Source organism: Undibacterium sp. Di27W (genome assembly GCF_049340345.1).
GTDB lineage: Bacteria > Pseudomonadota > Gammaproteobacteria > Burkholderiales > Burkholderiaceae_D > Undibacterium.
Genome location: NZ_JBMPOS010000006.1, coordinates 77643 through 102371, shown reverse-complemented (window position 1 = coordinate 102371; position 24729 = coordinate 77643). Strand labels below are relative to the sequence as shown.

The 24729-nt window shown below is 51.6% G+C and carries 21 protein-coding genes; all 21 read left to right on the top strand.

Annotated features, from left to right (window positions below; genetic code table 11):
* The first annotated feature begins 29 nt into the window (after positions 1 to 29).
* The 21 genes from ACO0LF_RS13950 to ACO0LF_RS13850 all read left to right on the top strand — a co-directional run bounded on the left by ACO0LF_RS13950 (position 30) and on the right by ACO0LF_RS13850 (position 24722).
* Positions 30 to 1382, top strand: a complete 1353-nt coding sequence (locus ACO0LF_RS13950) for a hypothetical protein (RefSeq protein ID WP_423014866.1) — start codon at positions 30 to 32, stop codon at positions 1380 to 1382.
* A 21-nt stretch (positions 1383 to 1403) separates the two neighbouring features.
* Positions 1404 to 1940, top strand: a complete 537-nt coding sequence (locus ACO0LF_RS13945) for an FMN-binding protein (RefSeq protein WP_423014864.1) — start codon at positions 1404 to 1406, stop codon at positions 1938 to 1940.
* On the top strand, positions 1937 to 2926 hold the full coding sequence (locus tag ACO0LF_RS13940; protein WP_423014862.1) for an FAD:protein FMN transferase: 990 nt from the start codon (positions 1937 to 1939) through the stop codon (positions 2924 to 2926). Before ACO0LF_RS13945 ends, ACO0LF_RS13940 begins: the two co-directional genes overlap by 4 nt.
* Before the next feature lie 40 nt (positions 2927 to 2966).
* A complete protein-coding gene (locus ACO0LF_RS13935) occupies positions 2967 to 3449 on the top strand; it encodes a DUF4405 domain-containing protein (protein ID WP_423014860.1) in 483 nt (160 codons plus the stop codon).
* 373 nt (positions 3450 to 3822) lie between these two features.
* Positions 3823 to 4317, top strand: a complete 495-nt coding sequence (locus tag ACO0LF_RS13930) for a MarR family winged helix-turn-helix transcriptional regulator (RefSeq protein WP_423014858.1) — start codon at positions 3823 to 3825, stop codon at positions 4315 to 4317.
* Between the two features lie 35 nt (positions 4318 to 4352).
* A complete protein-coding gene (locus tag ACO0LF_RS13925) occupies positions 4353 to 5885 on the top strand; it encodes an efflux transporter outer membrane subunit (protein ID WP_423014856.1) in 1533 nt (510 codons plus the stop codon).
* Positions 5882 to 7180, top strand: a complete 1299-nt coding sequence (locus ACO0LF_RS13920; protein WP_423014854.1) for an HlyD family efflux transporter periplasmic adaptor subunit — start codon at positions 5882 to 5884, stop codon at positions 7178 to 7180. Before ACO0LF_RS13925 ends, ACO0LF_RS13920 begins: the two co-directional genes overlap by 4 nt.
* Entirely contained in the window at positions 7180 to 8736 is a 1557-nt protein-coding gene (locus ACO0LF_RS13915) for a DHA2 family efflux MFS transporter permease subunit (protein ID WP_423014852.1), read from the top strand. Before ACO0LF_RS13920 ends, ACO0LF_RS13915 begins: the two co-directional genes overlap by 1 nt.
* Before the next feature lie 399 nt (positions 8737 to 9135).
* Entirely contained in the window at positions 9136 to 11076 is a 1941-nt protein-coding gene (locus tag ACO0LF_RS13910; RefSeq protein WP_423014850.1) for an SEL1-like repeat protein, read from the top strand.
* A 1-nt stretch (position 11077) separates the two neighbouring features.
* Positions 11078 to 11236: a hypothetical protein gene (locus ACO0LF_RS13905; protein WP_423014848.1), complete on the top strand. Its 159-nt coding sequence runs from the start codon at positions 11078 to 11080 to the stop codon at positions 11234 to 11236.
* Positions 11237 to 11389: 153 nt separating this feature from the next.
* Positions 11390 to 11818 carry a MerR family transcriptional regulator gene (locus tag ACO0LF_RS13900; protein ID WP_423014846.1) on the top strand — a complete coding sequence of 143 codons (429 nt, stop codon included), beginning with the start codon at positions 11390 to 11392 and terminating at the stop codon, positions 11816 to 11818.
* Positions 11819 to 11847: 29 nt separating this feature from the next.
* The gene (locus ACO0LF_RS13895; RefSeq protein WP_423014844.1) at positions 11848 to 14325 is read left to right on the top strand and encodes a VIT and vWA domain-containing protein; all 2478 of its coding nucleotides are present in this window, start codon (positions 11848 to 11850) and stop codon (positions 14323 to 14325) included.
* A gap of 166 nt (positions 14326 to 14491) precedes the next feature.
* Entirely contained in the window at positions 14492 to 15028 is a 537-nt protein-coding gene (locus ACO0LF_RS13890) for a TlpA disulfide reductase family protein (protein ID WP_423014842.1), read from the top strand.
* Between the two features lie 78 nt (positions 15029 to 15106).
* Positions 15107 to 15544 (top strand): type II 3-dehydroquinate dehydratase, encoded by a 438-nt coding sequence (gene aroQ, locus ACO0LF_RS13885; RefSeq protein ID WP_423014840.1) that lies wholly within the window; start codon positions 15107 to 15109, stop codon positions 15542 to 15544.
* A 143-nt stretch (positions 15545 to 15687) separates the two neighbouring features.
* On the top strand, positions 15688 to 16140 hold the full coding sequence (gene accB, locus ACO0LF_RS13880; protein WP_423014838.1) for an acetyl-CoA carboxylase biotin carboxyl carrier protein: 453 nt from the start codon (positions 15688 to 15690) through the stop codon (positions 16138 to 16140).
* A gap of 109 nt (positions 16141 to 16249) precedes the next feature.
* The gene (gene accC, locus ACO0LF_RS13875; RefSeq protein WP_423014836.1) at positions 16250 to 17617 is read left to right on the top strand and encodes an acetyl-CoA carboxylase biotin carboxylase subunit; all 1368 of its coding nucleotides are present in this window, start codon (positions 16250 to 16252) and stop codon (positions 17615 to 17617) included.
* 547 nt (positions 17618 to 18164) lie between these two features.
* Positions 18165 to 19076: a 50S ribosomal protein L11 methyltransferase gene (gene prmA, locus ACO0LF_RS13870; protein WP_423014834.1), complete on the top strand. Its 912-nt coding sequence runs from the start codon at positions 18165 to 18167 to the stop codon at positions 19074 to 19076.
* Positions 19077 to 19083: 7 nt separating this feature from the next.
* Positions 19084 to 20838 (top strand): DUF3426 domain-containing protein, encoded by a 1755-nt coding sequence (locus ACO0LF_RS13865; RefSeq protein WP_423014832.1) that lies wholly within the window; start codon positions 19084 to 19086, stop codon positions 20836 to 20838.
* 155 nt (positions 20839 to 20993) lie between these two features.
* A complete protein-coding gene (locus ACO0LF_RS13860) occupies positions 20994 to 22241 on the top strand; it encodes a YjgN family protein (protein WP_423014830.1) in 1248 nt (415 codons plus the stop codon).
* A complete protein-coding gene (locus ACO0LF_RS13855) occupies positions 22242 to 23312 on the top strand; it encodes a M48 family metallopeptidase (RefSeq protein WP_423014828.1) in 1071 nt (356 codons plus the stop codon).
* Between the two features lie 153 nt (positions 23313 to 23465).
* Positions 23466 to 24722, top strand: coding sequence for a YjgN family protein (locus ACO0LF_RS13850; RefSeq protein WP_423014826.1), 1257 nt, complete (start codon positions 23466 to 23468; stop codon positions 24720 to 24722).
* Positions 24723 to 24729: the final 7 nt, after the last annotated feature.

Genomic DNA, 24729 nt, shown 5'->3' with positions numbered 1-24729 from the left:
TAATAATTTAAAAAAACTGGAAACCCATCATGAAAAAAACATTCTTCGTCAAAGCCGTATCTGCAGCACTGATCTCTGGCATATTTGTCGCCCCTGCCCATGCAGGCGAGGCTGAATTGCTGCAAAAAATAGAAAAACTGGCAGCAGAGCTGGAAGCCATCAAGGCAGAGCTGGCAAGCACACGCAAGAAGACAGAAGTGGTTGAGCAAAAGCAGGAAGTCATGATCAGCAATGCTGCCAAAGCGCAGTCGGCAACACCTGCTGCCATTGCCCCACTGGCATCAGCCCAGACTACAGATGTCAATAACGACAGCTTGCGCAAAGCAATGCAACAAACCGTCATCAGCAGCTATGGTGAGATCAATTACACCCGCCCACGTGAAGCCAGCAACCAGGCGCAAGCTGACGTAGGCCGCGCGGTCATTGGTATTACGCATCGCTTCAATGAAAAAACCAAGATGGTGGCCGAGTTTGAATGGGAGCATGCGATTGCTTCCAAGGGTGATGATGGTGAAACAGAAGTTGAGCAACTGTATGTGGAACATGAAATCAAACCAGGTTTGTCTGCCAAGGCTGGTTTATTCCTGATACCAGCCGGTTTGCTCAATACCAGCCATGAACCTACGGCGTATTATGGCGTGCATCGCAATTTTGTAGAAACCGCGATCATTCCTTCGACCTGGCGTGAAGTGGGTCTGGGTTTGTCTGGCTCACATGACAATGGCCTGAGCTGGGATCTGGGCTTGACCACAGGCTTTAACCTCACCAAGTGGGATGCCAATTCTGGCGATGGCCGTGAATCACCTCTGGGTGCTATCCACCAGGAAGGTCAGTTTGCCAAATCCCGTGATCTCAGCATGCATGCTGCTGTCAACTGGCGCGGTGTGCCTGGCTTGTTGCTGGGTGGCTCGGTCTTCTCTGGCAAGGTTGGTCATGCAACGACGGACTTCGCCGCCAATGATGCCAGACTCACGCTGTGGGATTTGCATGCTCGTTATAACCCCGGCAAGCTGGATCTGACAGCGTTGTATGCGCGCGGCAGCATCAGTAACACTGGCGACTTGAACCTGACTTTTGTTGGGCAGCCGAATCCTGTACCATCTGCCTTTGCTGGCTGGTATCTGCAAGGTGCTTATCAATTGTGGAAAAATGAAGACTACAGCCTGACACCGTTCTTGCGCTATGAGCAGTTCAATACTGCCAAGTCTTATGCTTTCGTTCCTCTGGGTCTGGGCGTTGCTGCCAGCCCGGATGAAAAAGTAACGACCATAGGTGCCAGCTTCAAGATAGGTGAAGGCGTGGTATTGAAGGCTGATTACCAGAAATTCAAACAAGACAGCAGCCGTGATCGTTTTAATCTCGGTGCTGGTTATTCATTCTGATGTGCGTTCTGAAATAAATTTATGTCCAAGCTTGCTCCTTTGTCTTTGATTGCCCTTGCCGGTTTCAGTGGCAGTGCATTTGCCACGCAATACCTGACCACGGAGCAGGCCCAGGCAGCGATATTTCCAGAAGCCAGCAGCTTCAAGCCTGTGCCGCTGCAACTTGATGCTGCACAAATGAAACAGGTGGAAAAACTGTCTGGCTTACCAGCGCGCTCAGTCGCCTGGCGTGCTGTCGCTGCCTACAAGGATGATAAATTGCTAGGCCATATCATCTTTGATGAAGTCATCGGCAAGTTTGAACTGATCTCTTATGCCGTGGGCCTGCAGGTAGATGCCAGTGTGCGCCAGGTCGAGATTTTGGCCTACCGCGAAAGCCATGGTTTTGAAATCCGCAATGCCAACTGGCGCAAGCAATTCACCGGCAAGACTGCTGCCAGTGGGCTGGCAATAGGCGAAGGCATAGCCAATATCAGTGGCGCTACCTTGTCCTGTACCCATGTCACTGAGGGCGTGCGCCGCATCGCCGCGATTGCCCAGGTCACTCTCAAGAAATGAAACGCCGTGCCCAGCCTGCACTGGGGACGCTGGTAGAAATCAGCATCAGCGATGAACTGGATGAGGCGCATAGCCAGGCAGCTTTCCAGGCTGGCTTCGCCGCCATCCATGAAATTCATCGTCTCATGAGTTTCCATGATGCTGATAGCGATATCAGTCGCTATAACCGGGCAAATCCTGGTACGCTGTTAGACATTCATGCGCATACTGCGAACGTGCTGGCCGCCGCCAGGGATTTGCATCAACAATCAGAAGGCTTGTTTGATATCCGCATCGCCAGGCAACTGGTGGCATGGGATTACCTGCCTGCGCCAGCAATGCTTGCGGCTGATGCAAGCAACCAGAGCAGCCAGAGCAACCAGAGCAACCAGAGCAGCCAGAGCAGCCAGAGCAGCCAGAGCAACCAGAGCAGCCAGAGCAGCCAGAGCAGCCAGAGCAACCAGAGCAGCCAGAGCAGCCAGAGCAGCCAGAGCAGCCAGAGCAGCCAGAGCAGCCAGAGCAGCCAGAGCAATCAGATGTATAGCCTGCCCTCGGCAACACAAGTAGAAAAGCATGGTGACGACTGGCTGGACCTGGGTGGTATCGCCAAGGGTTATGCTGTTGATTGCGCCATCGCTGCCTTGCAGACATGTGGTGTGCAGCATGCCTGTGTCAATGCGGGCGGTGATTTGCGGGTCCTGGGGCAGGCGCAAACGGTGCTGGTGCGTGATCCGCACCAACCGCACAGCATGGCCATGAAGGTGCAACTGGCCGGGCAAGCCATGGCGACTTCGGCCAGTTATTTTTCCCGCCAGGACACCGCAGGCAAGATGCGCAGCGCCTTATTGCATCCACACACCGGCAATGCCATCGTTGACCAGCATAGCTATACCGTCATTGCCCCGACTTGTCTGTGGGCTGATGCCCTGACCAAGGTGGTCGCTGCCAGCGGTGATACCCAACACCGATGTTTGAGCCTGTACGAGGCAGAAGCTTTTATAATCTGATTTTGTCACATTGCCTGCCGGCTTTTCCTGCCTGCCCATCATGCGCACCAATAAACATAGCCTGCACCATCGCCCCCTGGCATCTGCCACCACTCAGCAATTCAAGCTGGAAGCCTGGCACAAGTATGCGCTGTATGGCCTGGTCGCCGCCCTGTTTGTCAGTGGCCTGGCCTGGTTGCTGGCGCGCTACTTCTTGCGCGTGACAGGCGAATATGGTGAAAGCATACATCCACTGGAACACTGGGCTATGCAAGCGCATGGCGCTCTCATCATCCCGCTGAGTTTTCTGATGGGTGGTTTGCTGTTCCAGCATATGCGCCGTGCCTACCGCGCGCAACGCAACCGCAACAGCGGCTGGAGCATGCTGCTGACACTGGTCTGGCTGGCACTGACTGGCTATGCCCTGTATTACTTCGCCAGCGAAACCCTGCGCCCTTATTGGTCTGTGGCACATTGGGGCTTAGGCCTGGCTTTGCCGTTCGTCTTATGTTTGCATATCTACCTGGGCCGTCACAGGAAATGAGCCATTGAAATGATCTATGCACGTAGGGATGTATTTGGGCCTTCAAGCAATGCAGGTCTTGTCTCAACAAAATCATCCTGAGTCCACGCACCACCCCATCCTTCGTCTCACCCCTTTTTTACTTCTGCTCTAAAAGGCGAATAGCCTGCAATCTTCTTGCATGGCTCATCGCTACCTAAATCCTGGTTTTTCCTTCCAACCCTGTTTGATCTTGCTGTTAATTAGTCGCGCTGCATCGTTTGTGCTGCAAGTGGGTTTTGACGCTTATTGACGCTTTTGCATGTTGGAATAAGGCCTGCAGTAAACTTTCCATGTTGCTCTGCAAAAATTTAAAAACTAGTATAAACTGTTGACTAGTCAATGATTAATGAAGATGATGAGTACAGAAAATCAACAACCAGAGCTGTATGCGAACCAGGTAGAGGAAAGCGTGGGCTACCTGATTGCCAGGGCGCGCACCATGTTGTCGCGGGCCATAGAAGAAGCACTCAGTGATCTGGACGTGACCCATGCACAGGGCGGGGTTTTCCTGCTGCTGGCCATGGGCAGGTGTAATACGGCGGCTGATCTGGCGCGTGAGATGTTTATCGACTCTGCTGCTATGAAGCGCACGCTGGACAAGCTTGAAGTCAAGGGCTATATACGCCGCTTTGCTGATGAAAATGACAAGCGTCTCTACAAGCTGGAGTTGACTGAAACTGGCAAAGCCATGGCAGCGCGTCTGCCGCCTATCTATGCAGAAGTGCTGGATCATGGCTTCACCGGTTTCGCTACTGAAGAAATCCAGTTCCTCAAGTATCTGCTACGCAAGTTGCTGGCTAACCGTCCTTTGCTGGAAGCCAGGGAAAATCGTTGCAAGGGCAATTAAATTTGTTGTTCTACGTCAAGTAAATAGTGCTAATCATGAAAAAACTCAATTTCAATACAGCGACTGCCAGCAAAATGCTGCGCCTGCTGGCCGCGAGCAGCGCACTGGCACTCTTGTCAGCCTGCGTCAGCTATCAAGGCATACAAAGCCAGGCGCAACTCAAGACCCTGAGTGCGCAAGCCGGTGCCTTTCCCGATCAGGGGGGTAATGCTGCCTGGCCTGATTTGCAATGGGCCACAGGCATAGGTGGTACAGAATTGCAGGCACTGATAGATCGTGCTCTGGCAAATCACCCCAGCCTGCAGGTTGCTGCTGCACGTTTGCAGGCCGCCCAGGCAGCCAGTGCCGCTGTGGGGGCGAATAAATTGCCTTCGGCTAATTTGAGTGTGGACAGCACTTATCAGCGCTTTACCGAGCATGGTCTGGTGCCACCGCCACTGGCAGGTACTTATAACAGTAATAACCAGATCAGTTTCAATGCCTCTTATGAACTGGATTTCTGGGGCAAGCACAGTGCTGAAATGCGCAGCGCATTGTCACAGGAAAAAGTGGCTGAGGCTGAAGCGCAAAGCGTACGCCTGATGCTCAGCAATGCCATTGCCCGCGCCTGGCTGCAACTGGCACGCCAGAATGCGCAACTGGAACTCAGCAAGCAGCAACTGGCCGTGCGTGAGCAGTTTGATAGCCTGACGCAACAACGTGTCAAAGCCGGTCTCGATACCAGGGTAGAAGTGCAGCAAAACCTGGTGCAATTGTCTGGCCTTAAAAATGAACTCGCCCAATGGCAGGAAGCCATGGCACTGACGCGTAACCAGATCGCTGCCTTGCAAGGCCTGGGTCCAGAAGAGGGTAAGTTGATCGCCACTCCCAAATTCCAGCCTGTGGCAGACACGGCATTGCCGGGTAACTTGCCGCTGGAATTGCTGGGCCGTCGCCCCGATATCGTCTCGGCGCGCTGGCGGGTAGAAGCAGGGCAGAGTGATATCGATGTTGCCAAGACCCAGTTTTATCCCAATATCAATATCGTTGGCTTTGCCGGTTTATCCAGCCTGGGGCTCTCGAATCTGGCCAATACTGGCAGCAGCATCATAGGCGTCGGCCCGGCGATACGTCTGCCCATCTTCGAAGGTGGCCGCTTGCGTGCCCAATTGAAAGGCAAGGTTGCAGCTTATGATGTGGCCGTGGCAACGTATAACCAGAGCCTGACAGATGCCTTGCATGAAGTGGCAGACCAGGTGCAGATACTGCAAGCCAGCCAGTCACAATTGCTGGAACAACGAGCTGCTGAACAAGCTGCCCGCGTTGGCCTGCAATTGGCACAGCAAAGACAAAAAGCCGGCACTGCCAACAAATTGCCGGTGCTGGCTGCAGAAAGTGCCGTGCTGTCCCAGCAGAAACTCTCGCTGGAGCTGGCCGTGCGCCATACCGAAGCACGCATCAATCTGATCAAGGCGCTGGGTGGCGGTTATGAAAGCAAGGACCTGCCTGCAAGTAATTCCAGCACCGCCAGCACTAATCAAACCATCACTCAATCCCAAGTTAAAAACACACCGGAGGCTGCGTTATGAACGCCCCAGATCAAAACAAAACAGTGAACGCGCCATCTAACACGCCTGCACAAGCTGAATACGCACCAGAAAAAAGTGGCAAGCGCCGCATATTACTGATTATCATCACCCTCATCGTACTGGCAGCAACTGCTGTCTATGCGACCTGGTGGTATACCGTGGGCCGCAATTTTGAACATACTGAAGATGCCTATGCTGCTGGCAATGTCGTGCAAGTGACTTCGCAGGTTGCGGGTACGGTAGTTGCCATCCATGCAGATGATACGGATGTGGTGCAAGCAGGCAAAGCCCTGGTTGAACTCGACAAGACCGATGCCAGGGTCGCCGTTGATCAGGCTGAAGCCCAGTTGGCGCAAACCGTGCGCGAAGTACGTGTCCTGTTTGCCAATAACGGCAGCCTGCAGGCCAATGTCAGCCTGCGCAGCAGCGAAGTCGAAAAAGCCAAGTCTGACCTGGCGCGCCGCACACAGCTACTCAGTACAGGCGCAGTCTCTGCTGAAGAATTGGAGCATGCCCGCAATGCCGTCAAGAGTGCAGAAGCCGGCTTGCAAGCTGCGAACGAGCAACTGACATCCAATCGTACGCTGACAGAAAACACCACCGTCACCCAGCACCCGAATGTCTTGCGTGCCGCTGCCCGTGTGCGTGAAACCCTGCTGGCCCTGAGCCGTACCAGTCTGCCCGCACCGATGAATGGCTTTGTCGCCAAGCGCGCCGTGCAAGTCGGCCAGCGTATCGCCCCTGGTGCGCCTTTGCTGTCCATCGTTCCTTTGAATACCTTGTGGGTGGATGCCAACTTCAAGGAAGTGCAGCTTGCCCATATGCGCATAGGTCAGGATGTGGAATTGCATTCTGACCTGTATGGTAGCGATATCACTTATCACGGCAAGGTACTCGGTATGTCGGCAGGTACGGGTTCTGCCTTTGCCCTGCTGCCAGCCCAAAATGCCAGCGGTAACTGGATCAAGGTGGTGCAACGCGTGCCTGTGCGTATCAGTCTTGACCCTAAAGAGCTGGAAGCCCATCCTTTACGCATAGGTGTCTCCATGCAAGTGCAGGTCAATATCTCGCAACAACAAGGTGCTCCGGTGACTGCTGCTGCACGTACCGCGCCTGCTTATCAGACTGCTGTGTTTGAACAAAACGGCAAGGATGCTGATCTGCGTATTGCTGAAATTATCGCGGCAAATTTACCCGCGACCAGGGATAGCAAGGCTGCTGCCATGACTGCAGCAACGTCAGCCACTGCAGCCTCCGCGGCTACTGCAAATACTTCTACCAACAAAGGCAAGTAATGAGCGCGCCACGTCCTCAGGCACCGCATCCGCCACTGAAAGGTGGGCAGCTGGCAATGGGCACGCTGGCCTTGTCGCTGGCGGTGTTCATGAATGTGCTGGATTCATCGATCGCCAATGTGTCGATACCGGCCATCTCCGGTAATCTTGGCGTCTCGCCACAGCAAGGTACCTGGGTCATTACCTCATTTGCGGTAGCCAATGCGATCTCTGTACCGCTGACGGGATGGCTGACGACCCGCTTTGGTCAGGTCAGATTGTTCCTGTCGTCCATCCTGCTGTTTGTCATTTCCTCGTGGCTGTGTGGCATGGCGCCGAATATCGAGATTTTGATTGCTGCCCGTATCTTGCAGGGTGCAGTTGCCGGGCCCATGATTCCTTTGTCTCAGGCATTATTGCTGGGTAGTTATCCGCCCACCAAAAGCTCCATGGCCCTGGCGTTATGGGGTATGACTACCCTGGTAGCGCCCATCATGGGGCCTTTGCTGGGTGGCTGGATATCGGATAATTATTCCTGGCCCTGGATTTTTTATATCAACATCCCGGTAGGTTTGTTTACTGCCTGGGCCACCTGGTCCATCTATCGCAAACGCGAGTCTGCCATCAAGAGCCTGCCTATCGACAAGGTTGGTTTGTTCCTGCTGGTGATCTGGGTAGGTGCCTTGCAAATCATGCTCGATAAGGGCAAGGAGCTGGACTGGTTCAATTCTGGTGAGATCGTCCTGTTGACGGTAATTGCTGTGATCGGCCTGATTTATTTCATCGTTTGGGAGCTGGGGCAGGACCATCCTGTGGTTGACCTGTCGCTGTTCAAGGGGCGAAATTTCAGCGCTGGTGTGATCGCGATTTCCATAGGCTATGGCCTGTTCTTTGGCAGCCTGGTCATCATGCCGCTGTGGTTGCAAACGCAACTGGCTTATACCGCGACAGAGGCAGGCAAGGTCATGGCACCGGTGGGTATCTTTGCGATTTTATTGTCACCCATCATAGGCAAGATCTTGCCCAAGGTGGATGCCAGAAAAATCGCCTCAGCGGCCTTCATGGGCTTTGCCGCGGTGTTTTTCCTGCGTGCGCGTTTTAATACTGAGGTGGATACTTATACCTTGCTGGTTCCTACGCTGATACAGGGCGCGGCGATGTCGATGTTCTTTATTCCGCTGACGTCGATTATCTTGTCAGGCCAGCCACCGGATAAAATCCCGGCAGCATCGGGCTTGTCGAACTTCGTGCGTATCATGTGCGGTGGTATGGGAGCTTCCATCATGACCACCATCTGGGACAGCCGCAGCACCCTGCACCATGCCCAGATCGCCGAAAACACGGGCAGCAGCTTCCCGACCTTTGTACAGACCGTACAGGGTCTGGTACAGCAAGGCATGCCAGAACAGGGTGCCTACGCCCTCATTGATCGTACCATCAGCGTGCAGGCCAGCACCATGGCGGCGACGGATATTTTCTGGATGTCGGCTTATATGTTCATCGGCCTCATCGGCCTGGTGTGGTTGACCAAGCCCAAGAAATCAGCTGTGCCTGTGGATGCGGGTGGGGCGCATTGATGCTGTAGGTTTATAGCTGCGGCTTTTAGAAAGTCTTGCAGATGCATGAAAAACACCCCGGATTAAGATTTGTCGTAATCCGGGGTGTTTCATTTTTTGGATGTTGTATTAACGCTCTAGCCTGGTTTTCAAAAAGAGGTGATGGCAAATCAGACAATTTGATTTTGAATTCATGTTCTCCGCGCGGTAAAAGTATCTCACCAGGGTGGGTTGCCACAGCGATGCTAGAATATTGATTTACTTGGCAAGAGAAGATTGAGTCGTCATTGTCTTGCTACTTTGCTTGAGTAGCCTCCGAGTAAGCTCAAGTTTCCATTTTACAGGGATGAACTCGCTAGTGGACTTTAACAGTCCACGGGTTTTCACCCTGTGCGTGTCAAACATAATACGGACTACGGCATGGGTTACGATCAAACCGTCATCATCATGGCAGAAAATGTTGATGACAAAATGGATTTGCAGTCGGTTTTGTTTCATATAGATTGGGCCAGGGCTTATCGCCGGTGCAATTGCCTGAAAAAAGGTGATGCCCTTATATATATTTACGAACGGATCAATCCCTACTATCTAAGCAATTTGCTGGATATCTCTCTCTATTTCCCCGGTGTGCGATTTACGCTTTATGAGTTGCCAGATGAGTTTGCTCTGCCTGCCGTTAAGCGGATTTTTTCAGGCAGTCTGCAAGACAGATATCAACTTTGGAAAGAACAAGACAGTGTCATCCTGCATTTTCATCCAGAAGTATTTCATCTCTGGTTCCGGCAGGGTGGGATAGAAGAGGGCAGGCGCGAGAGTTTTTTACGACAATTTTCGTGTGACGTACATTTGCCTGAACAGAATGGTAAAGAATCCTATTCAGAACTTGTACGAGGGCCCATGCCTTTCAATATGGAAGATGGATACAGCCTGCGTGCGAGATGCATGGAAAATCCTGTCTTCTATGGCTGGGAAAGACAAGCGATACAAACTGACTACGCCTCTGATGCAGCCTTGCTTGAAAAATTGATACAGATAAGACTGATAGAGTTTCAAGGCAATCTGACTGATTCATTGGATAGGGGATTCCCAAGTCCAACAAGCCTGGTCAGGTTTTATCGTGCACAAAATAAACTGGATAAAGCTGCAGAAATATTTAAATTGGCTTTGGCTTGTTGTGATACGTATAAAGAAGGAAAGTATGCAGATTTTGAAGCTTCACGGGTAAGTGTGGAGTTTGCTGAGTTTTATCGACAGCAAAATCAGTTCGGACAGGCCATAGAATTGTTGAAGCAAAGCCTGGCCAAGTTTGAAGAGTTGACGCCAAATAGCCACTATCTGGAAAAAATTTTGCTTGAACTGGCTGTGCTGTATTGCGAGACAGAGCAATTTGGCGCGATAGAAGCTCTGTACCTCCGTGGCTTGAAATATTTTGAATCCTGTCCGCCCAAATATGGCGATGACGTCGATTTTCTGCTGAAATTCGCAGATATGCTTGCAGAGCATAAGCAATTCGATCAAGCCAGCAAACTGTATTTTCAGTCAAAAGCGCTTTGTCTCCAGAGCTCTCATAGACGGGCCGATGCTCAATTGTTTGAAGTCAAAATCAAACTTGCTGACCTTTATCAATTACAGGGAAAATCTACCGATGCAATTGCAATTTATCAGGAGCTTCTCGCTCTTGAGATTGCAAAAAACGGAAGAGATCCTGAAGCATTTCAGGTAATGAACCTCAATGCAAAAATCCTGATGGCACAAGGCCGGCTGGAGTTGGCAAAACTTCTTTTAATGCCTGCCCGGCGCACAGGAATTCAGGGTATCGACACTAATGTGTTGAAGAGCATAGCTGAAGCTGGCAACGCCGACGCGCAGTTTTTGATGGGGCATCAATCAGATTACTTACATGGAAAAATATGGCTGGAAGATAAGATGCCACCTGTTTCCTGGGAGAATTTCCGGGATCGTGTTATTTTCTGGTATAGCAAAGCTGCAGAACAAGGCCAGCCAGCTGCACAGGCAAAAATGGGAGATGCCTACAGATTGGGACTGGGGGTATTGCAAGACTACAAAATTGCACTGACCTGGTATCTTAAATCCGCAGCGCAGGGATACAAGCAGGCATACCTGATACTAGGCATGATGTACAAAAATGGCCTGGGTGTTGTGGTGGATCACGAAAAGGCGAAAGAGTACCTGGAAAACTTGAGTCCAAATGCGGTAAAAAGCTATTATGGCAAGTACTTCAGTGATATCACAGATGAAGTCAGGCCAGGTCGCGAATATGTCGACGCACTTGCTGATGCCATTATGGAAAAAAGCAATGGAAACTTGAATCAAACCTGGAGAGGAGGGCTGGCTGAGTAAGTTGCCCTTTAATAAAGCCACGCGCTGGCTGGCCAGCACCATGGCCGCAACGTATATTTTCTGGATGTCGGACTGTATGTTCATCGGCATGATAGGTCTGGTGTGGCTGACCAAGCCGAAAAAATCGGCGGTACCTGTGGATGCAGGTGGGGCGCATTAGGCTCCAGGTTCAGAAAGGCAAGAAGAAGCGCTCATGACATGAGCGCTTTTTTTTCGTCTTTTTCAAACTATCTCATCTCTGTTTGAAGGGCTGCTCAGCGTAGCTCAAAAAGTAAACTTGAATAATGACAGTTTAACTGTTATAAAGTACTGTATGAATACTTCTTCTGATAAAAAAGACAGCAGCTATCTGCTCCCTGAACTCTGTTTGATGGCAGAGATGTCGGTACGCACGGTGCGTTACTACATGCAGATAGGGCTGGTCAGCAAGCCTGAAGGCGGGACGCGGGCGGCGCGTTATGGAGCGCAGCATCTCGAACAATTGTTGTTGATTAAGAAGTGGAGTTCTGCGGGGGTATCACTGGAGCGCATACGTGAATTGCTGCACGGCGCACCTGCCCCGCTGGAAGTGAAACTGCAGCAAATCGGGTCAATTTCTGTTTGCACGCATTTGACAGTAGCGCACGGAGTAGAACTGGTGATTGATGCCGGCAAGGCAGGCTGGACTCCAGAGCAGCTCAGGGAATTTGTCAGGCAGGCGATAGCATTGGCAGAGAGTATGAAAACCAGCCTGGACGCATGAATGCGAAGGCTTAGTGGAGGAAGATAAATATGTTTGATCAAAACACAGCAAGAATACAATCCAGTCTGGGCCAGGACATGGCCTTGACCAAAGTCAGTGCCAGCGGCGTCATACAAGGCATGTCGCTGGAAATGCAGCTCACGCAAAGCTTTATCAATCCTTCGGATAAAGAGCATGTAGAGGTGTTGTACACCTTTCCGTTGCCCATCGATGCAGTGTTACTGGACATACAAGTCGAGCTGGATGGTAAGAAGTTATCTGGCACTGTCATACCCAGGAAGAAAGCAGAAATCGATTATGAAGAAGCCATCTCTGAAGGTAATACGGCTTTCATGCTGCAAGAAAATGGAGATCGCAGTTATAGCCTCAGCATAGGTAATCTGGCCCCTGGCGAAGCTTGTACACTGAGCATGAGTTATGCGCAAAGCCTGCGTTTTTTCGAGATGGATGGCTTGAATGCCTTGCGCATTTGTGTGCCCACGGTGATCGCGCCGCGTTATGAAATGACACAAGCCATAACGGGCAAGAAGCCAAACCTGTTTGAGCGCCTGACAGCGCCCAAACATGATGTGCGGGTAGAGTATCCCTTCGATATCACACTGCGCCTCGCAGCAGAGGTGGCGGGTGCACGCATTGCCTCACCCAGCCATCCCATCAGCGTCATGCCCAGGGATAGTGGTGTGATCGTCAGCTTGTCCCGCAAAGGTAATCTGGACCGTGATTTTTTATTGTGCATAGACCAGTTCAGGCAGCAGGCATTCAGCGTCCTGGGGCAAGACTACCACCAGCCCGGGCATGTTGCTTTGCTGGCCAGCTTTTGTCCGCACATTGCGCCTGAAAACATGAATGATGTGGCTGTCAAGCTGCTGGTCGATTGTTCTGGTTCCATGAATGGCGACAGTATCAGGGCTGCGCGCACGGCTCTGAAAGAAATAGTCGGGCAACTCAATGCGGGAGACCATATTTCCTTGTCGCGCTTTGGCAGCGAGGTCCAGCATCGTTCACCGGTGATGTGGAAATTTGCCAAGCCTAGCAAGGCTGCAGCCCTGCGCTGGGTAGATGAGCTTGGTGCCAATCTTGGCGGCACCGAAATGGCACTGGCGCTGGAATCCACCTTTGCCATCCAGAGCAGCGGGCGTAGCGATGTGTTGATGATTACCGATGGTGAAATCGACAGTGTCGATAGTTTGATAGTCAGTGCCCGCGCTGCCGGACAAAGAGTGTTTATCGTTGGCATAGGTTCCAGTCCGGCAGAAGTACATCTGGAACGCCTGGCCACGGCCAGTGGTGGTTCCTGTGAATATGTGGCTCCAGGTGAAGACGTAGCACCGGCCATCTTGCGCATGTTCATGAAATTGCGTTCGCCAGTCTGGCAAGATATTCGTATTGATACCGGTTTTGTCAGCCAGCCGCTGTGGTCCACAAGCTTGCCTGCAAGCGTGTTCAAAGGTGAGACCCTGAATATGTTTTATCTCTTGCCAGAAAAACCTGAGGGCTTGATGAAATTGTTTGCCCGTTTGCCAGGACAGGCCGAAGAAATCGAGATAGGCAGACTGGAGTTGACACATGATGTGCAGTCAGGACGTGGTTTGTCACGTGTGGCGGCCGCTACTTATTTATCTGGCAAGCAAGGAGTGGTGGGGCAAGAATCAGTGGTGCAGGAATTGGCTGTGCAATACCAATTGATCTCCAAAGAAACCAGCTTCCTGATCGTCGAAGAAAGGGCGGAACAAGACAAACCACTGGATATGCCAGCCTTGATAGAAGTGGCGCATATGCTGCCTGCTGGCTGGGGTGGCATGGGGGCTGTAGCTGCTGGAGCTGCGTGCGCTCCATGCGCGCCAGTGCCCGCAATGGCGGCACCCTGTATTTCTGCGCCTGACATGTCACGTCCAAGATCCATGTCCAGGAAATTGTCCAAACACAGTTTGCCAGATGCGCTTGATAGTGACAGCTACAGTTCTTTCGATATCAGTTGCAAATCTGAATCACGCCCAGCACGCGTGGAGGTAGATGCAGAGGCCATGCAGGAATTTTTTGACTATGCCAGTGCGCTGGGCATACATCAGGTGCATGGTCGCGATATGCATTACCAGGGCTTGACACCACTGGGTCTGTGTCTTTTGCTCAGGTATTTTGACGAGCGTTTGTGGTCAGACAGTTTTGCCGGGCTGAGGCAGATACAGCTCGGTGATGCTGTCATCGAGTGGCTGGAGCTGGCAATCTGGGAGCATTGCAAAGACCAGTTCAATGCGCAGCAAGTCATCAAATGCTTCTTCAGCATCATGGCTGAGCCAGAATTGCTGGAGCGCCTGTTGCCGTCGCAAGAGCAAAGACAGGGTTTGCAGGCTTGCGACCGGACGCGTGCGCATACTGAGCAATTACCTGGCATGTCGGCTGATCCTGCTGCAAGTGCAAGGCTTGAAGCGCAATTACGCAAAGCCGTGAATTGTCTTGGTGCTGCGACCTGGTCGGAGTCTATCTTTTTGATGGATGTAGAGGTGTAGGCAGCAAACGTCAGGTGAGTTGTGGTGCGGAATATTATTTCATGATATTTGGATAATAGTATTCCGCTGCTATATTGTTGAAGCCTCGGGCTGTCGAGCATAAATCCCCCAGCTAAGCTAATATCCCTGCCTTGAGCCGCGATGCTGGTTTTATGTGAGTGTGTCTATGAATAAGAAGTTTATTGTCCTGGCGGTAGTGCTGGGTGCTGTGTTTGCTGGTTTGGGGATTTATGCAGGTAATCTTCAGACCACTCCCAAGCCGCCAGCCGATAAGGCAGTGGCGCAATTGATGGTGCAGCAGTTCAAGGATGCAGAAGGCAAGAGCCAGACCATGGCGCAGTGGCAGGGAAAGTTCCTGGTTGTTAATTTTTGGGCAACCTGGTGCGCACCTTGTGTGCAAGAAATGCCTGAGTTGTCGAGTTTGCAACAAGAGTTCAAGGGCAAGCCTGTACAAATCCTCGGGCCTGGCATCGATAGCCCCAGCAATATTGCCGAATTCTCAAAAAAATACCAGATCAGTTATCCCTTGTTTGCGGCGGGCATGGAAGGTACGGAATTGTCGCGCCAATTGGGGAATGCGGGAGGGGGCTTGCCGTTTACTATTCTGATCAGCCCTGATGGCAGGGTGTTGAAATCTTACCTGGGGCGCCTGAAGATGCAAGAATTGCGCGCCGATATTGCCAAATTTTCTTTGGAAAAATAGAAGTTGCTTCGTTTTTCCTTGCCAATCTGCGCTGATTAACGGCAAAATGCGGCCATCTTCGTCAAATTGAATGTGACTATGGCGCGCAAACTATTGCTGCTGAATGGCCCCAATCTGAACCTGCTCGGTACACGCGAGCCCACTACCTATGGTGCCACTAGCCTGGCAGAGATAGAAGCAGCAGCGCAGGAGCAGGCAAAAGCAGCTGGCGCGGAGTTGTCATTTTTTCAAAGTAATCATGAGGGCGCGTTAATTGATCGCATCCATGCTGCCCGTAATGAGCAAGTCGATGCTATTATCATCAACCCTGGCGGCCTGACCCATACCAGCGTCGCCTTGCGGGATGCTTTGGCAGGGGTGGCAATCCCGTTTATTGAAGTGCATATCTCGAATGTGCACCAGAGAGAAGCCTTCAGGCATCACTCTTTCTTGTCTGCAATCGCCAAGGGCGTGATTTGCGGCCTGGGTACCGAAGGTTACCGTCTGGCGATTGACTTTTCATTAAAAAATATTTAAATTCTTGCATCTTCGCGTAATTTGCTGATAATGACAGCTTATTTCGTATATAATCCAATCTTCGATGGCATCATCAGAGCTATTTTCATGTTCGGTGGTGCATCTCAATTAATTCAGAACCACTTTTTTCAAGGGGATTCCACATGGATTTAAGAAAACTCAAGACCCTGATCGACCTAGTAGCAGAATCAGATATCGCTGAACTGGAAGTAACAGAAGGTGAAGGTAAGGTCCGCATCGTCAAGTCTTCTGCGATGCCGCAAAACCAGGTAGTCATGATGCAACCGCAGCATCAAATGATGCCAGCTGCAGCGCCTGCCGCTACAGCGGCCCCAGTGGCAGCGGCCCCGGTTGTGCCAGATGGTCATATTGTCAAATCCCCCATGGTCGGTACTTTTTATCGTTCTTCCTCTCCAGGTGCTGCGCCTTTTGCTGATATCGGCAAGAGCGTCAATGCTGGCGACACCCTCTGCATTATTGAAGCAATGAAGTTGCTGAATGAAATCGAAAGCGATTTCAGTGGCACCATCAAACAGATTCTGGTTGAAAATGGTCAGCCTGTAGAATACGGCCAGCCGCTGTTCGTGATTGGCTGATCCAGGCGCGCGTGCGCGAACTGACTGTCGATTTGCCCGTGTTGAGGGTAATACTGGACAGGGTTTCCTGCTCACGCAATTGCAACCATTGCCACCGCAAAGTTAAATCATGTTTGAAAAAATTCTTATCGCCAATCGTGGTGAAATCGCGCTGCGCATACAGCGCGCTTGCCGCGAGATGGGTATCAAAACCGTGGTCGTGCATTCTGAAGCCGACCGCGAAGCAAAATATGTGAAGCTGGCCGACGAATCTGTTTGCATAGGCCCGGCTCCGTCCAATTTGAGTTACCTGAGCATGCCAGCCATCATCAGTGCTGCTGAAGTGACTGACGCCCAGGCTATCCATCCAGGTTATGGCTTTTTGTCTGAAAACGCCGATTTTGCTGAACGTGTAGAGCAATCCGGTTTTGTCTTCATCGGCCCGCGTGCTGAATCCATCCGTTTGATGGGTGATAAGGTATCTGCCAAGCATGCCATGATCAAGGCAGGCGTGCCATGCGTGCCCGGGTCTGAAGGCGCATTGCCAGATGATCCTAAAGTCATTGTGCAAACTGCCCGCAAGGTTGGTTACCCTGTCATCATCAAGGCCGCTGGCGGTGGTGGTGGTCGTGGTATGCGCGTGGTGCATACTGAAGCTGCTTTGCTTAACGCCGTCACCATGACCAAGTCAGAGGCGGGTGCAGCGTTTGGTAATCCTGAAGTGTATATGGAAAAGTTTTTGGAAAATCCGCGTCACGTGGAAATCCAGATTCTTGCAGATCAGCATGGCAATGCCATCTGGCTGGGTGAGCGCGATTGCTCGATGCAGCGCCGCCATCAAAAAGTCATAGAAGAAGCGCCGGCACCAGGCATACCGCGCAAGATCATAGAGAAAATTGGTGACCGTTGCGCTGCTGCCTGCCGCAAGATAGGTTATCGTGGTGCTGGTACTTTTGAATTCCTGTATGAAAACGGCGAATTCTATTTCATAGAAATGAATACCCGTGTGCAGGTTGAGCATCCAGTGACAGAAATGATCACTGGTGTCGATATCGTACAAGAGCAAATCCGCATTGCTTTCAATGAAAAACTGCGCTTCAAGCAAACTGATATCATGCTCAAGGGCCATGCCATAGAGTGCCGTATCAATGCTGAAGATGCGTTCAAGTTCACCCCGTCTCCAGGCCGTATAACATCATGGCATACACCGGGTGGCCCAGGGATACGCGTGGATTCGCATGCTTACGCCGGTTATTTCGTGCCGCCGAATTATGATTCCATGATAGGCAAGGTCATCGCCTATGGCGAAACCCGCGAACAAGCCATCCGTCGCATGCAGATCGCCTTGTCAGAGATGGTGGTAGAAGGCATACAAACCAACATCCCCCTGCACCGCGAGCTGATGATAGATGCACGCTTTATTGAGGGTGGTACGAATATTCATTATTTGGAACACAAGTTAGCGGATATGCCGGAGTTGTCTAAAAAATCCAAGTAATTTGGAGTGAAGACCTCTCAACACAGAGTCACGAAGGATTGTAGGTTGGGCTACGATTTACCAGCCCAACACTCTGCGTTTGAATAACGCATACGTTTGTTGAGGTTCAGCAATGTAGGTTGGGCTACGCATCACCAGCCCAACACTCGGCATCCGATTCTGTGTAAACGTTAATCGAAGGCACAGTGTTGGGCTGATAAGGCGTAGCCTAGCGAGGCCCGGCCCAACCTACGAAGTTGAAAAAGAAGCACAGAGAAAACACAAGTTTTTCCCTGTGCTTTTGGCTTTGTTATGGAGCCTCTGTGGTAAGCTTTTTGTTGTTGAGATGTTTAATGAATTAATAATCGCCGCATAAATGGTTGAGCCTCGCAGAGTTCAAGATGAATTTTTTCTCTTGCTTTTCTCCGTGTCTCGGTGGTGTAGCAGGGGTTTCGAACGGCATGCCGTTCGCCTGCGGAACGAAGGCAGCCTGTAGGCAGCCTTTCCCTCCTCTGTGGCGTGAGGCCTTTTGGTTTGGAAGTTTAAAAGTTGCATTGGAATTTGTGATATGGGCTGGATAGAAATAGTCATAGAAGTAGCGCGTGAGCAGGCTGAGGCTTTGTCGGATGCCCTGATGGATGTGGGCGCCCTGTCGGTGTCTGTGGAAGATGCCGATGAAGGTACGGATGCTGAACGCCCCTTGTTTGGTGAGCCAGGCATGGAGCCGGACGAAGCCGCCTGGGACCGTAGCCGCGTAGTGGCCCTGGCTGATATCGACGCCGATCACGCTGAGCTGGTGGCTGAAGCTGCCGCCGCTATTGGCCTGGCTGTAGTGCCAGCCTATCTCACCCGCAATGTCGAAGAGCAAGACTGGGTGCGCCTGACGCAATCGCAGTTTGCCCCTATCCATATCGGCAAGAATATCTGGGTTGTGCCTAGCTGGCATGATGCGCCTGATCCTGATGCCCTGATCCTGGAACTCGATCCCGGTCTGGCCTTTGGTACCGGCAGCCACCCTACCACCAAGCTGTGCATGGAATGGCTGGAAGCACACGCACCCAAGGATTTGTCTGTCCTCGATTATGGTTGCGGTTCCGGCATTCTGGCCATGGTCGCCAGCAAGCTGGGCGCCGCCAGTGTGATTGGTGTGGATATCGATCCGCAAGCCATAGAATCTGCGAATTTCAATGCAGAACGTAATAACTGCCAGATAGAATATGCATTGCCAGAAGGTTTTGGTGCTGCCCATCCGGCCTCCCAGAAATTTGATGTGGTCGTGGCGAATATCCTGTCCAGCCCGCTCAAGTTGATGGCACCGATGCTGGCTGGCCGTGTCGCCCACGGTGGCTCACTGATACTCTCAGGCGTGCTGGCAAGGCAGGCTGAAGAAGTGGCAGCAGCCTATGCGCCTTTCATCAAGCTCACCGTCTGGGCTGAGCATGAAGGCTGGGTCGCGTTGTCAGGCTCTTTGAATAACTGAGGCGACTATGGCACTGGCGACCCGCTGCCCCCACTGTCAGACTGCCTTCAAGGTAGCCAATGATCAGTTGAAATTGCATGCGGGCCTGGTGCGTTGTGGCTCATGTCAGCAAACTTTTAATGCCGTAGAAAACCTGATACCGGCGGAAGCGCCGCAGCCTGCACCGGTTCCGGCCAAGCCGACCAGTACAGCAAGTGCGGTAGCATTACCAGCGGCGGCAACGCCAGCAGTGACGACCAGTAGTATACCCGGCACGCCTGTAATGGCTGCCAAGCCCCAGGTCGAGACTGCCCAACCCGTATCTGTTCAAACTGCATCTGCCAGGCCGGTCACGCCGGCGGTAGTCAGCGAAGTACGGACTGAGTTCACGCCAGAAGCCAGCCCCGCGCTTGAAGAAATAAAAGCACCGGCACCTGAAGCCCCCAAGCCTGCAATTCCGGCGGCTACAGTAGTGCCGCCTGCTGCACCAACGACTGCGCCTGCTGCTGCAGCCAAGCCAGCAGTGTCTCCAGCAACACCTGCGTCAGAGAAGCCAGTCATCGTGGCCAGACCTGCGAGCGCTACGGCCAAGCCTGCAACCGAGGTCCTGGCTGCGATCAGCAAGGCAGAACTGGAATTTGAAGCGGAGACTTTTGACATGCCCAGGGATGTCAAAGTACCACATCAGCCAAGCCCTGTTTCTCCAGCATCGCCACCAGTCAAAGCTGTTCCGCCAGTGGCTGCACAATCCGCGCCTGCAACCCCATCGGCAGTACCTAAGCCGGGCATTGCCAAAGGTACCCCGCCTAAACCAGAGACTGTGCCCAGCACGGCTTCTGCGCTAGAGTTTGATATGGGTGACGGTGGTTTGCTCTTGCCTGCCGAAGAGCTGCATGAGACTGATGTCGCCCGTGTGGAGCTGGAAACCCGCGCAGCCCTGATGGATCCGCCAACAGCCGACTGGTCAGTCAGTGAAGTGACGGAAGAACAAATCAAGAAAGTCGACAAGCAAAGCAAAAAAGCCGACCAGGCAAGTGCCTTTGCACCGACAGAAATACTATCGCCCAATAGCGTCACCAAGGTATGGCGTCATAAAGATCATGGCGAATTGGCAGAGCCTGGCGATGCCGTTTCTCTCAATGATGCGGTGGACGAAGACAGCCACCAGAAAGCTTATATCGATGCTGCTGAGGTAGCATTGGCCCAGCAGGCCGCCATCAATGAAGATTCCAGCAGCGATATCGAGGTCGAACAGGATAAACCGAACTTTGTCATCCAGGCTGAAAAACAGCGTGCCCGCAAGCGCATGGCTAATATCATGCTGGGCTTGATGATAGTCTTGCTGATCCCACTCCTGGTGGGGCAGTCTGCCTATATTTTCCGTAACCAGCTTGCGGTCCGCTTGCCAGACACCAGGCCCTGGTTGCAGCAAGCCTGCAAATACCTGAGTTGTCAGGTGGCTTTGCCAGCACAGATAGAAAAGATCATTGTCGATTCCAATGAATTACAAAACCTGGCCCCGGAACGCAATGTCTTCATGCTGGTCATGCAAATCCAGAACCAGAGCGATGTGGTGCAAACCTGGCCCAATATAGAATTGGTCTTGAACGACATCAAGGACAAACCCTTGTTGCAGCGTGCTTTTACTCCGGCCGATTATCTGACCGAAAAAGACAAACTGGAAAAAGGTTTTGCGGCGGGCGGCGAGCAAAACATTAAACTGTATTTTGAATTACCCACTCTCAAAGCCGCGGGCTTTCATGTAGGGGTGTTCTATCCATGAGATGGTTGAGTTGGCTTGCGTGCAGGTTTTGCTTATCTGCTTAAAGCATTGTTAAAAAATTATACGTAGTTAAAATTTGTGTTATTTTGTCATATTGTTTTGATATCTTATTCTGACATTCTATTTCACAGATACTCATTTCACCATCTTGAGCAATGCAAATTCACACAGAAGCAGAAGTCTGGCTGCCCACCATTCCCCTTGCTGATTATCATGACTGGAATAGTGAAACTGGGGTACCGATGTCAGCAACAGAAGTTGCGACTACGGCCAGCATTGCCAATGAGGTCGTAGTGCCTGAATGGCAAAATCCAGTGTTTACCGGCACAGGTAAAGAATATTTTCGTATCTGGATAGTCAATCTTTGCCTGAGCCTGGCAACATTGGGCATTTATTCCGCCTGGGCCAAGGTCAGACGCCTGGAATATTTTGACCGCAATACCAGTTTTGCTGGCGGTGGTTTCAATTTTCATGGTGAGGCCAAGACCATATTGCGTGGCCGCATCGTGGCAGTGATTTTGCTGTTCTGCTACCACTATCTGTTTACTTTTTCCAAAAGCCTGGCCCTGACTTTTTTTATCATTTTCTTGCTGGGCATACCCTTCATGATGCGCAGTGCGCTGCGTTTTCGTCTGCACCAGACCAGTTACCGTGGTCTGCGTTTTCAGTTTCATGGCTCCATACCAAATGCCTATGCAGCCTATTTTCCGGTGGCCTTCGTTTTCCTGTTGCCGGGTCTGTTTGGCGTGCTGTTTCCTGAAGAGTCCTACCTGGCGGGCCTGGCATTCATAGGCTATCTTTATTGGCCCTGGTTGCATGCGAGGATGCGTATATACCAGCATGACAATATCAGTTATGGCAATTTGCGCGCCACTTGCGATATGAAAAGCGGGGCGTTCAGCTGGAGCTATGTCGGGGTATTGCTGGCGCTGGTGTGCGCTGTCTTTTTGGGATTTCTACTGATAGGTGTCGTGTCCATAGTCTTGCAAAAACATGGTAGCAGCCTGATGCAGTATTTGAGCCGCCAGGAGGTATTTTATCTGTTGCTGGGCTTCGTCATGTCCGTGATCTACATTCTGGGGGCGCTCGCCTGCATCAGCTATATCCAGGTCGTGGCCTGGAACAAGTCCTGGGATAGCACCAGTTTTCCTGGGGTAGATATAGATTCTGTGCTGCCTTACCGGCCCTATTGGCTGCTGCAAGTGAAGAATTTCTTTTTCACCTTGTTCAGTCTGGGCCTGTACCGACCATTTGCCATCGTTGCTGTATACCGCTTCCGGCTGGCGCATATGCGTCTGCGTTCTGAAGACCTCGATCAGGTGCAGGCGACCCGGAAAGTCGGGCAAGCCCAGGCCACGGGCGATAGCTCAGCCGATATGTTTGGGTTTGATTTATCCTGGTGAATGATGATTAAAGCCAATTATTTCGACCACCGCCAAAGCCTGATACAGAGTATTTATCTGGACTTGCAAGAGGGTGTCGTCAATGTACTCTTTGAAGGTAAAACCTTCCCCGTCAAAAAAGCCAGGCTGAAAGTGGCCGAGCCTTTTGAGCATGCACCCTGCATACTTAATTTTAGCGATGGTAGCCATTGTGAAATTCATGACAAGGCCGATCAGCAGACGCTGTTTGACTACCTTCACTACCAGCCCAGTCTGGTGCAGCGCTGGCAAAAACAATGGAAGTGGGCTCTGGTCGCCATTATCATCATGGCTGCCATATTGCTGGCAGCAAAAGAATGGGGTGTCCCTGTCCTGGCAGACAAGATTGCGGCCAGTTTGCCGACCCGCTACGAGCAGTCGCTAGGGACGGAAATCATGAAGTTGCTGGACAATACTATACTCAATCCCAGCAACCTGAGTGAAGCACGTGTCAATCAGGCGAGGGAAGCGATATTGCGCGTCATGCCTGCCCATGCCCGTATTGCCATCCATCTTGAAGTCAGGCATGCGCCGAAAATTGGCGCCAATGCCTTCGCTCTGCCTGGTGGCACCGTCGTCGTCACCGATGACATGATACGTCTGCTCAGTGGCAAAAAAGAGGGTGAACTGAGCCCCGGACAAGTCGAGGAACTGGCGGGTGTGCTGGCCCATGAAATCGGCCATGTAGAAGGCAATCACAGCATGCGTGGCCTGGTGCGCGACGCCATGGTGACGGTGATCGCTGGCAGCCTGTTTTCAGATTTCAGTTCAGTCGTCAGCCTGGCCACGGCGGGTATCGTGAATAAGAAATTTTCGCGCGAAATGGAAACCGAAGCCGATGACTATGCCATCAAGCGCATGAAAGAAGTCAATATGTCACCTGTACGCCTGGCGAATGCGCTGGAACGCATGGAAAACCAGCACAAACGCGAACACGAACGCGGACACGAGCAAGATCAAGACTCTTCGACGGGAAGACAAATCAGCCAATACATGTCCAGTCACCCCGCGACAGCAGACCGGGTAGCCCGCTTCCGGGCGGCGGCACAATAATGTGTGGGAGTAGCGATTCGCAGGCAGGGTTTGACCGTCGGCGCAACAGCAGTTGAATAAAATATGTAACAAAATTTTACAAATTCATGAGTCTCATGTTATTTTGCAGCTTTCCTGCCAATAGAGCGGGATATAGTCCATAAAGATTCAGGCATGCAAATACAAACCGAGGCCACAGGGATGTGGCCAACTGCGGCAAATACTGAGCCGGCAACTACCAATCCAGACCGTGATGCCGCCGCAGCCGCCAATGCCGTGGCAGCGACAGAGCAGCAAACGGAATACAACTTGTCATTCACCGGTACGGGCAAAGAATACTTCCGTATCTGGATAGTCAATCTCTGCTTAAGTCTGGCGACCCTGGGTATTTATTCGGCCTGGGCGAAAGTGCGGCGGCTCAGCTATTTTGATCGTAATACCCAGTTGAACGGCGCAGCCTTCAATTTTCATGGCGATCCCAAAATCATATTTCGCGGCAGGGTGATTGCAGTGATACTGCTGTTTTGTTATCACTATCTTTTCTCCCTTTCAAAAACGGTTGCGCTGAGCCTGTTCTTCATTTTCCTGTTGGGAATTCCCTGGATCATGCGTAGCGCTTTGCGTTTTCGCTTGCGCAATACCAGTTATCTTGGCCTGCGTTTTCAATTTCACGGCACATTGTCAGATGCTTTTAAGACCTATACACCGTTAGGCATGATGGTTTTATTACCGGCTCTGGTCGGTGTATTAATTCCGCATCGACCGACCACGCTGCTGTATGCATTTATTCCTTATTTAAGCTGGCCCTGGTTGCATGCACGCATGCGCATGTACCAGCACAAAGAGCTGACCTTTGCCCAATTGAGGAGTAGGTGCAGCCTCACCCGAGGATCTTTTTTCCTGTCTTATTTCATTATTGGCCTCAGCTTGCTGGTCTTTGCCATGCTGGTTGGTATGGGAGCTGCGGTTTTCTTTGCTTCGCTCAAAAATCAGGCAATGAGCAACTATCAGATTTTTATGGAAACCTATGGCTGGCTCCTGGTTCCGGTAGGATTTGCGGTGGCTGTCTTGGCCTATGCCATCCTCCTCAGTGGCAGCACTTTATTGCAAGTCAAAATCTGGAACAAATCCTGGAATGCCACCAGTTTCCCGGGTATAGCAATCGACTCACATCTGCCTTACAAAGCCTATTATTTTTTGCAGATGAAAAACCTGCTTCTGACTCTGCTGACGCTGGGTTTATACCGGCCTTTTGCGGTGGTGAATGTCTACCGTTTCCGTTTGCAGCATGTCAGCCTGAAAGCTGCCGGTCTTGAACAAATACTCGCGAGCCAGTATGCACAGGTTGCACAGGCAGGAAAATCTGGACAGGTTGGCCAGGCCAGCGGTGAGAGCAGTGCAGATTTGTTTGGTTTTGATTTATCGTGGTAGAGAGCAT

What these genes read in the sequence shown, in the direction of transcription:
- ACO0LF_RS13950 (WP_423014866.1), top strand. Translation starts at nt 30, where the DNA reads ATGAAAAAAACATTCTTCGTCAAAGCCGTATCTGCAGCACTGATCTCT.
- ACO0LF_RS13940 (WP_423014862.1), top strand. Translation starts at nt 1,937, where the DNA reads ATGAAACGCCGTGCCCAGCCTGCACTGGGGACGCTGGTAGAAATCAGC.
- ACO0LF_RS13900 (WP_423014846.1), top strand. Translation starts at nt 11,390, where the DNA reads ATGAATACTTCTTCTGATAAAAAAGACAGCAGCTATCTGCTCCCTGAA.
- ACO0LF_RS13925 (WP_423014856.1), top strand. Translation starts at nt 4,353, where the DNA reads ATGAAAAAACTCAATTTCAATACAGCGACTGCCAGCAAAATGCTGCGC.
- ACO0LF_RS13855 (WP_423014828.1), top strand. Translation starts at nt 22,242, where the DNA reads ATGATGATTAAAGCCAATTATTTCGACCACCGCCAAAGCCTGATACAG.
- prmA (WP_423014834.1), top strand. Translation starts at nt 18,165, where the DNA reads ATGGGCTGGATAGAAATAGTCATAGAAGTAGCGCGTGAGCAGGCTGAG.
- ACO0LF_RS13860 (WP_423014830.1), top strand. Translation starts at nt 20,994, where the DNA reads ATGCAAATTCACACAGAAGCAGAAGTCTGGCTGCCCACCATTCCCCTT.
- accB (WP_423014838.1), top strand. Translation starts at nt 15,688, where the DNA reads ATGGATTTAAGAAAACTCAAGACCCTGATCGACCTAGTAGCAGAATCA.
- aroQ (WP_423014840.1), top strand. Translation starts at nt 15,107, where the DNA reads ATGGCGCGCAAACTATTGCTGCTGAATGGCCCCAATCTGAACCTGCTC.
- ACO0LF_RS13895 (WP_423014844.1), top strand. Translation starts at nt 11,848, where the DNA reads ATGTTTGATCAAAACACAGCAAGAATACAATCCAGTCTGGGCCAGGAC.
- ACO0LF_RS13935 (WP_423014860.1), top strand. Translation starts at nt 2,967, where the DNA reads ATGCGCACCAATAAACATAGCCTGCACCATCGCCCCCTGGCATCTGCC.
- accC (WP_423014836.1), top strand. Translation starts at nt 16,250, where the DNA reads ATGTTTGAAAAAATTCTTATCGCCAATCGTGGTGAAATCGCGCTGCGC.
- ACO0LF_RS13910 (WP_423014850.1), top strand. Translation starts at nt 9,136, where the DNA reads ATGGGTTACGATCAAACCGTCATCATCATGGCAGAAAATGTTGATGAC.
- ACO0LF_RS13920 (WP_423014854.1), top strand. Translation starts at nt 5,882, where the DNA reads ATGAACGCCCCAGATCAAAACAAAACAGTGAACGCGCCATCTAACACG.
- ACO0LF_RS13890 (WP_423014842.1), top strand. Translation starts at nt 14,492, where the DNA reads ATGAATAAGAAGTTTATTGTCCTGGCGGTAGTGCTGGGTGCTGTGTTT.
- ACO0LF_RS13850 (WP_423014826.1), top strand. Translation starts at nt 23,466, where the DNA reads ATGCAAATACAAACCGAGGCCACAGGGATGTGGCCAACTGCGGCAAAT.
- ACO0LF_RS13865 (WP_423014832.1), top strand. Translation starts at nt 19,084, where the DNA reads ATGGCACTGGCGACCCGCTGCCCCCACTGTCAGACTGCCTTCAAGGTA.
- ACO0LF_RS13915 (WP_423014852.1), top strand. Translation starts at nt 7,180, where the DNA reads ATGAGCGCGCCACGTCCTCAGGCACCGCATCCGCCACTGAAAGGTGGG.
- ACO0LF_RS13930 (WP_423014858.1), top strand. Translation starts at nt 3,823, where the DNA reads ATGATGAGTACAGAAAATCAACAACCAGAGCTGTATGCGAACCAGGTA.
- ACO0LF_RS13945 (WP_423014864.1), top strand. Translation starts at nt 1,404, where the DNA reads ATGTCCAAGCTTGCTCCTTTGTCTTTGATTGCCCTTGCCGGTTTCAGT.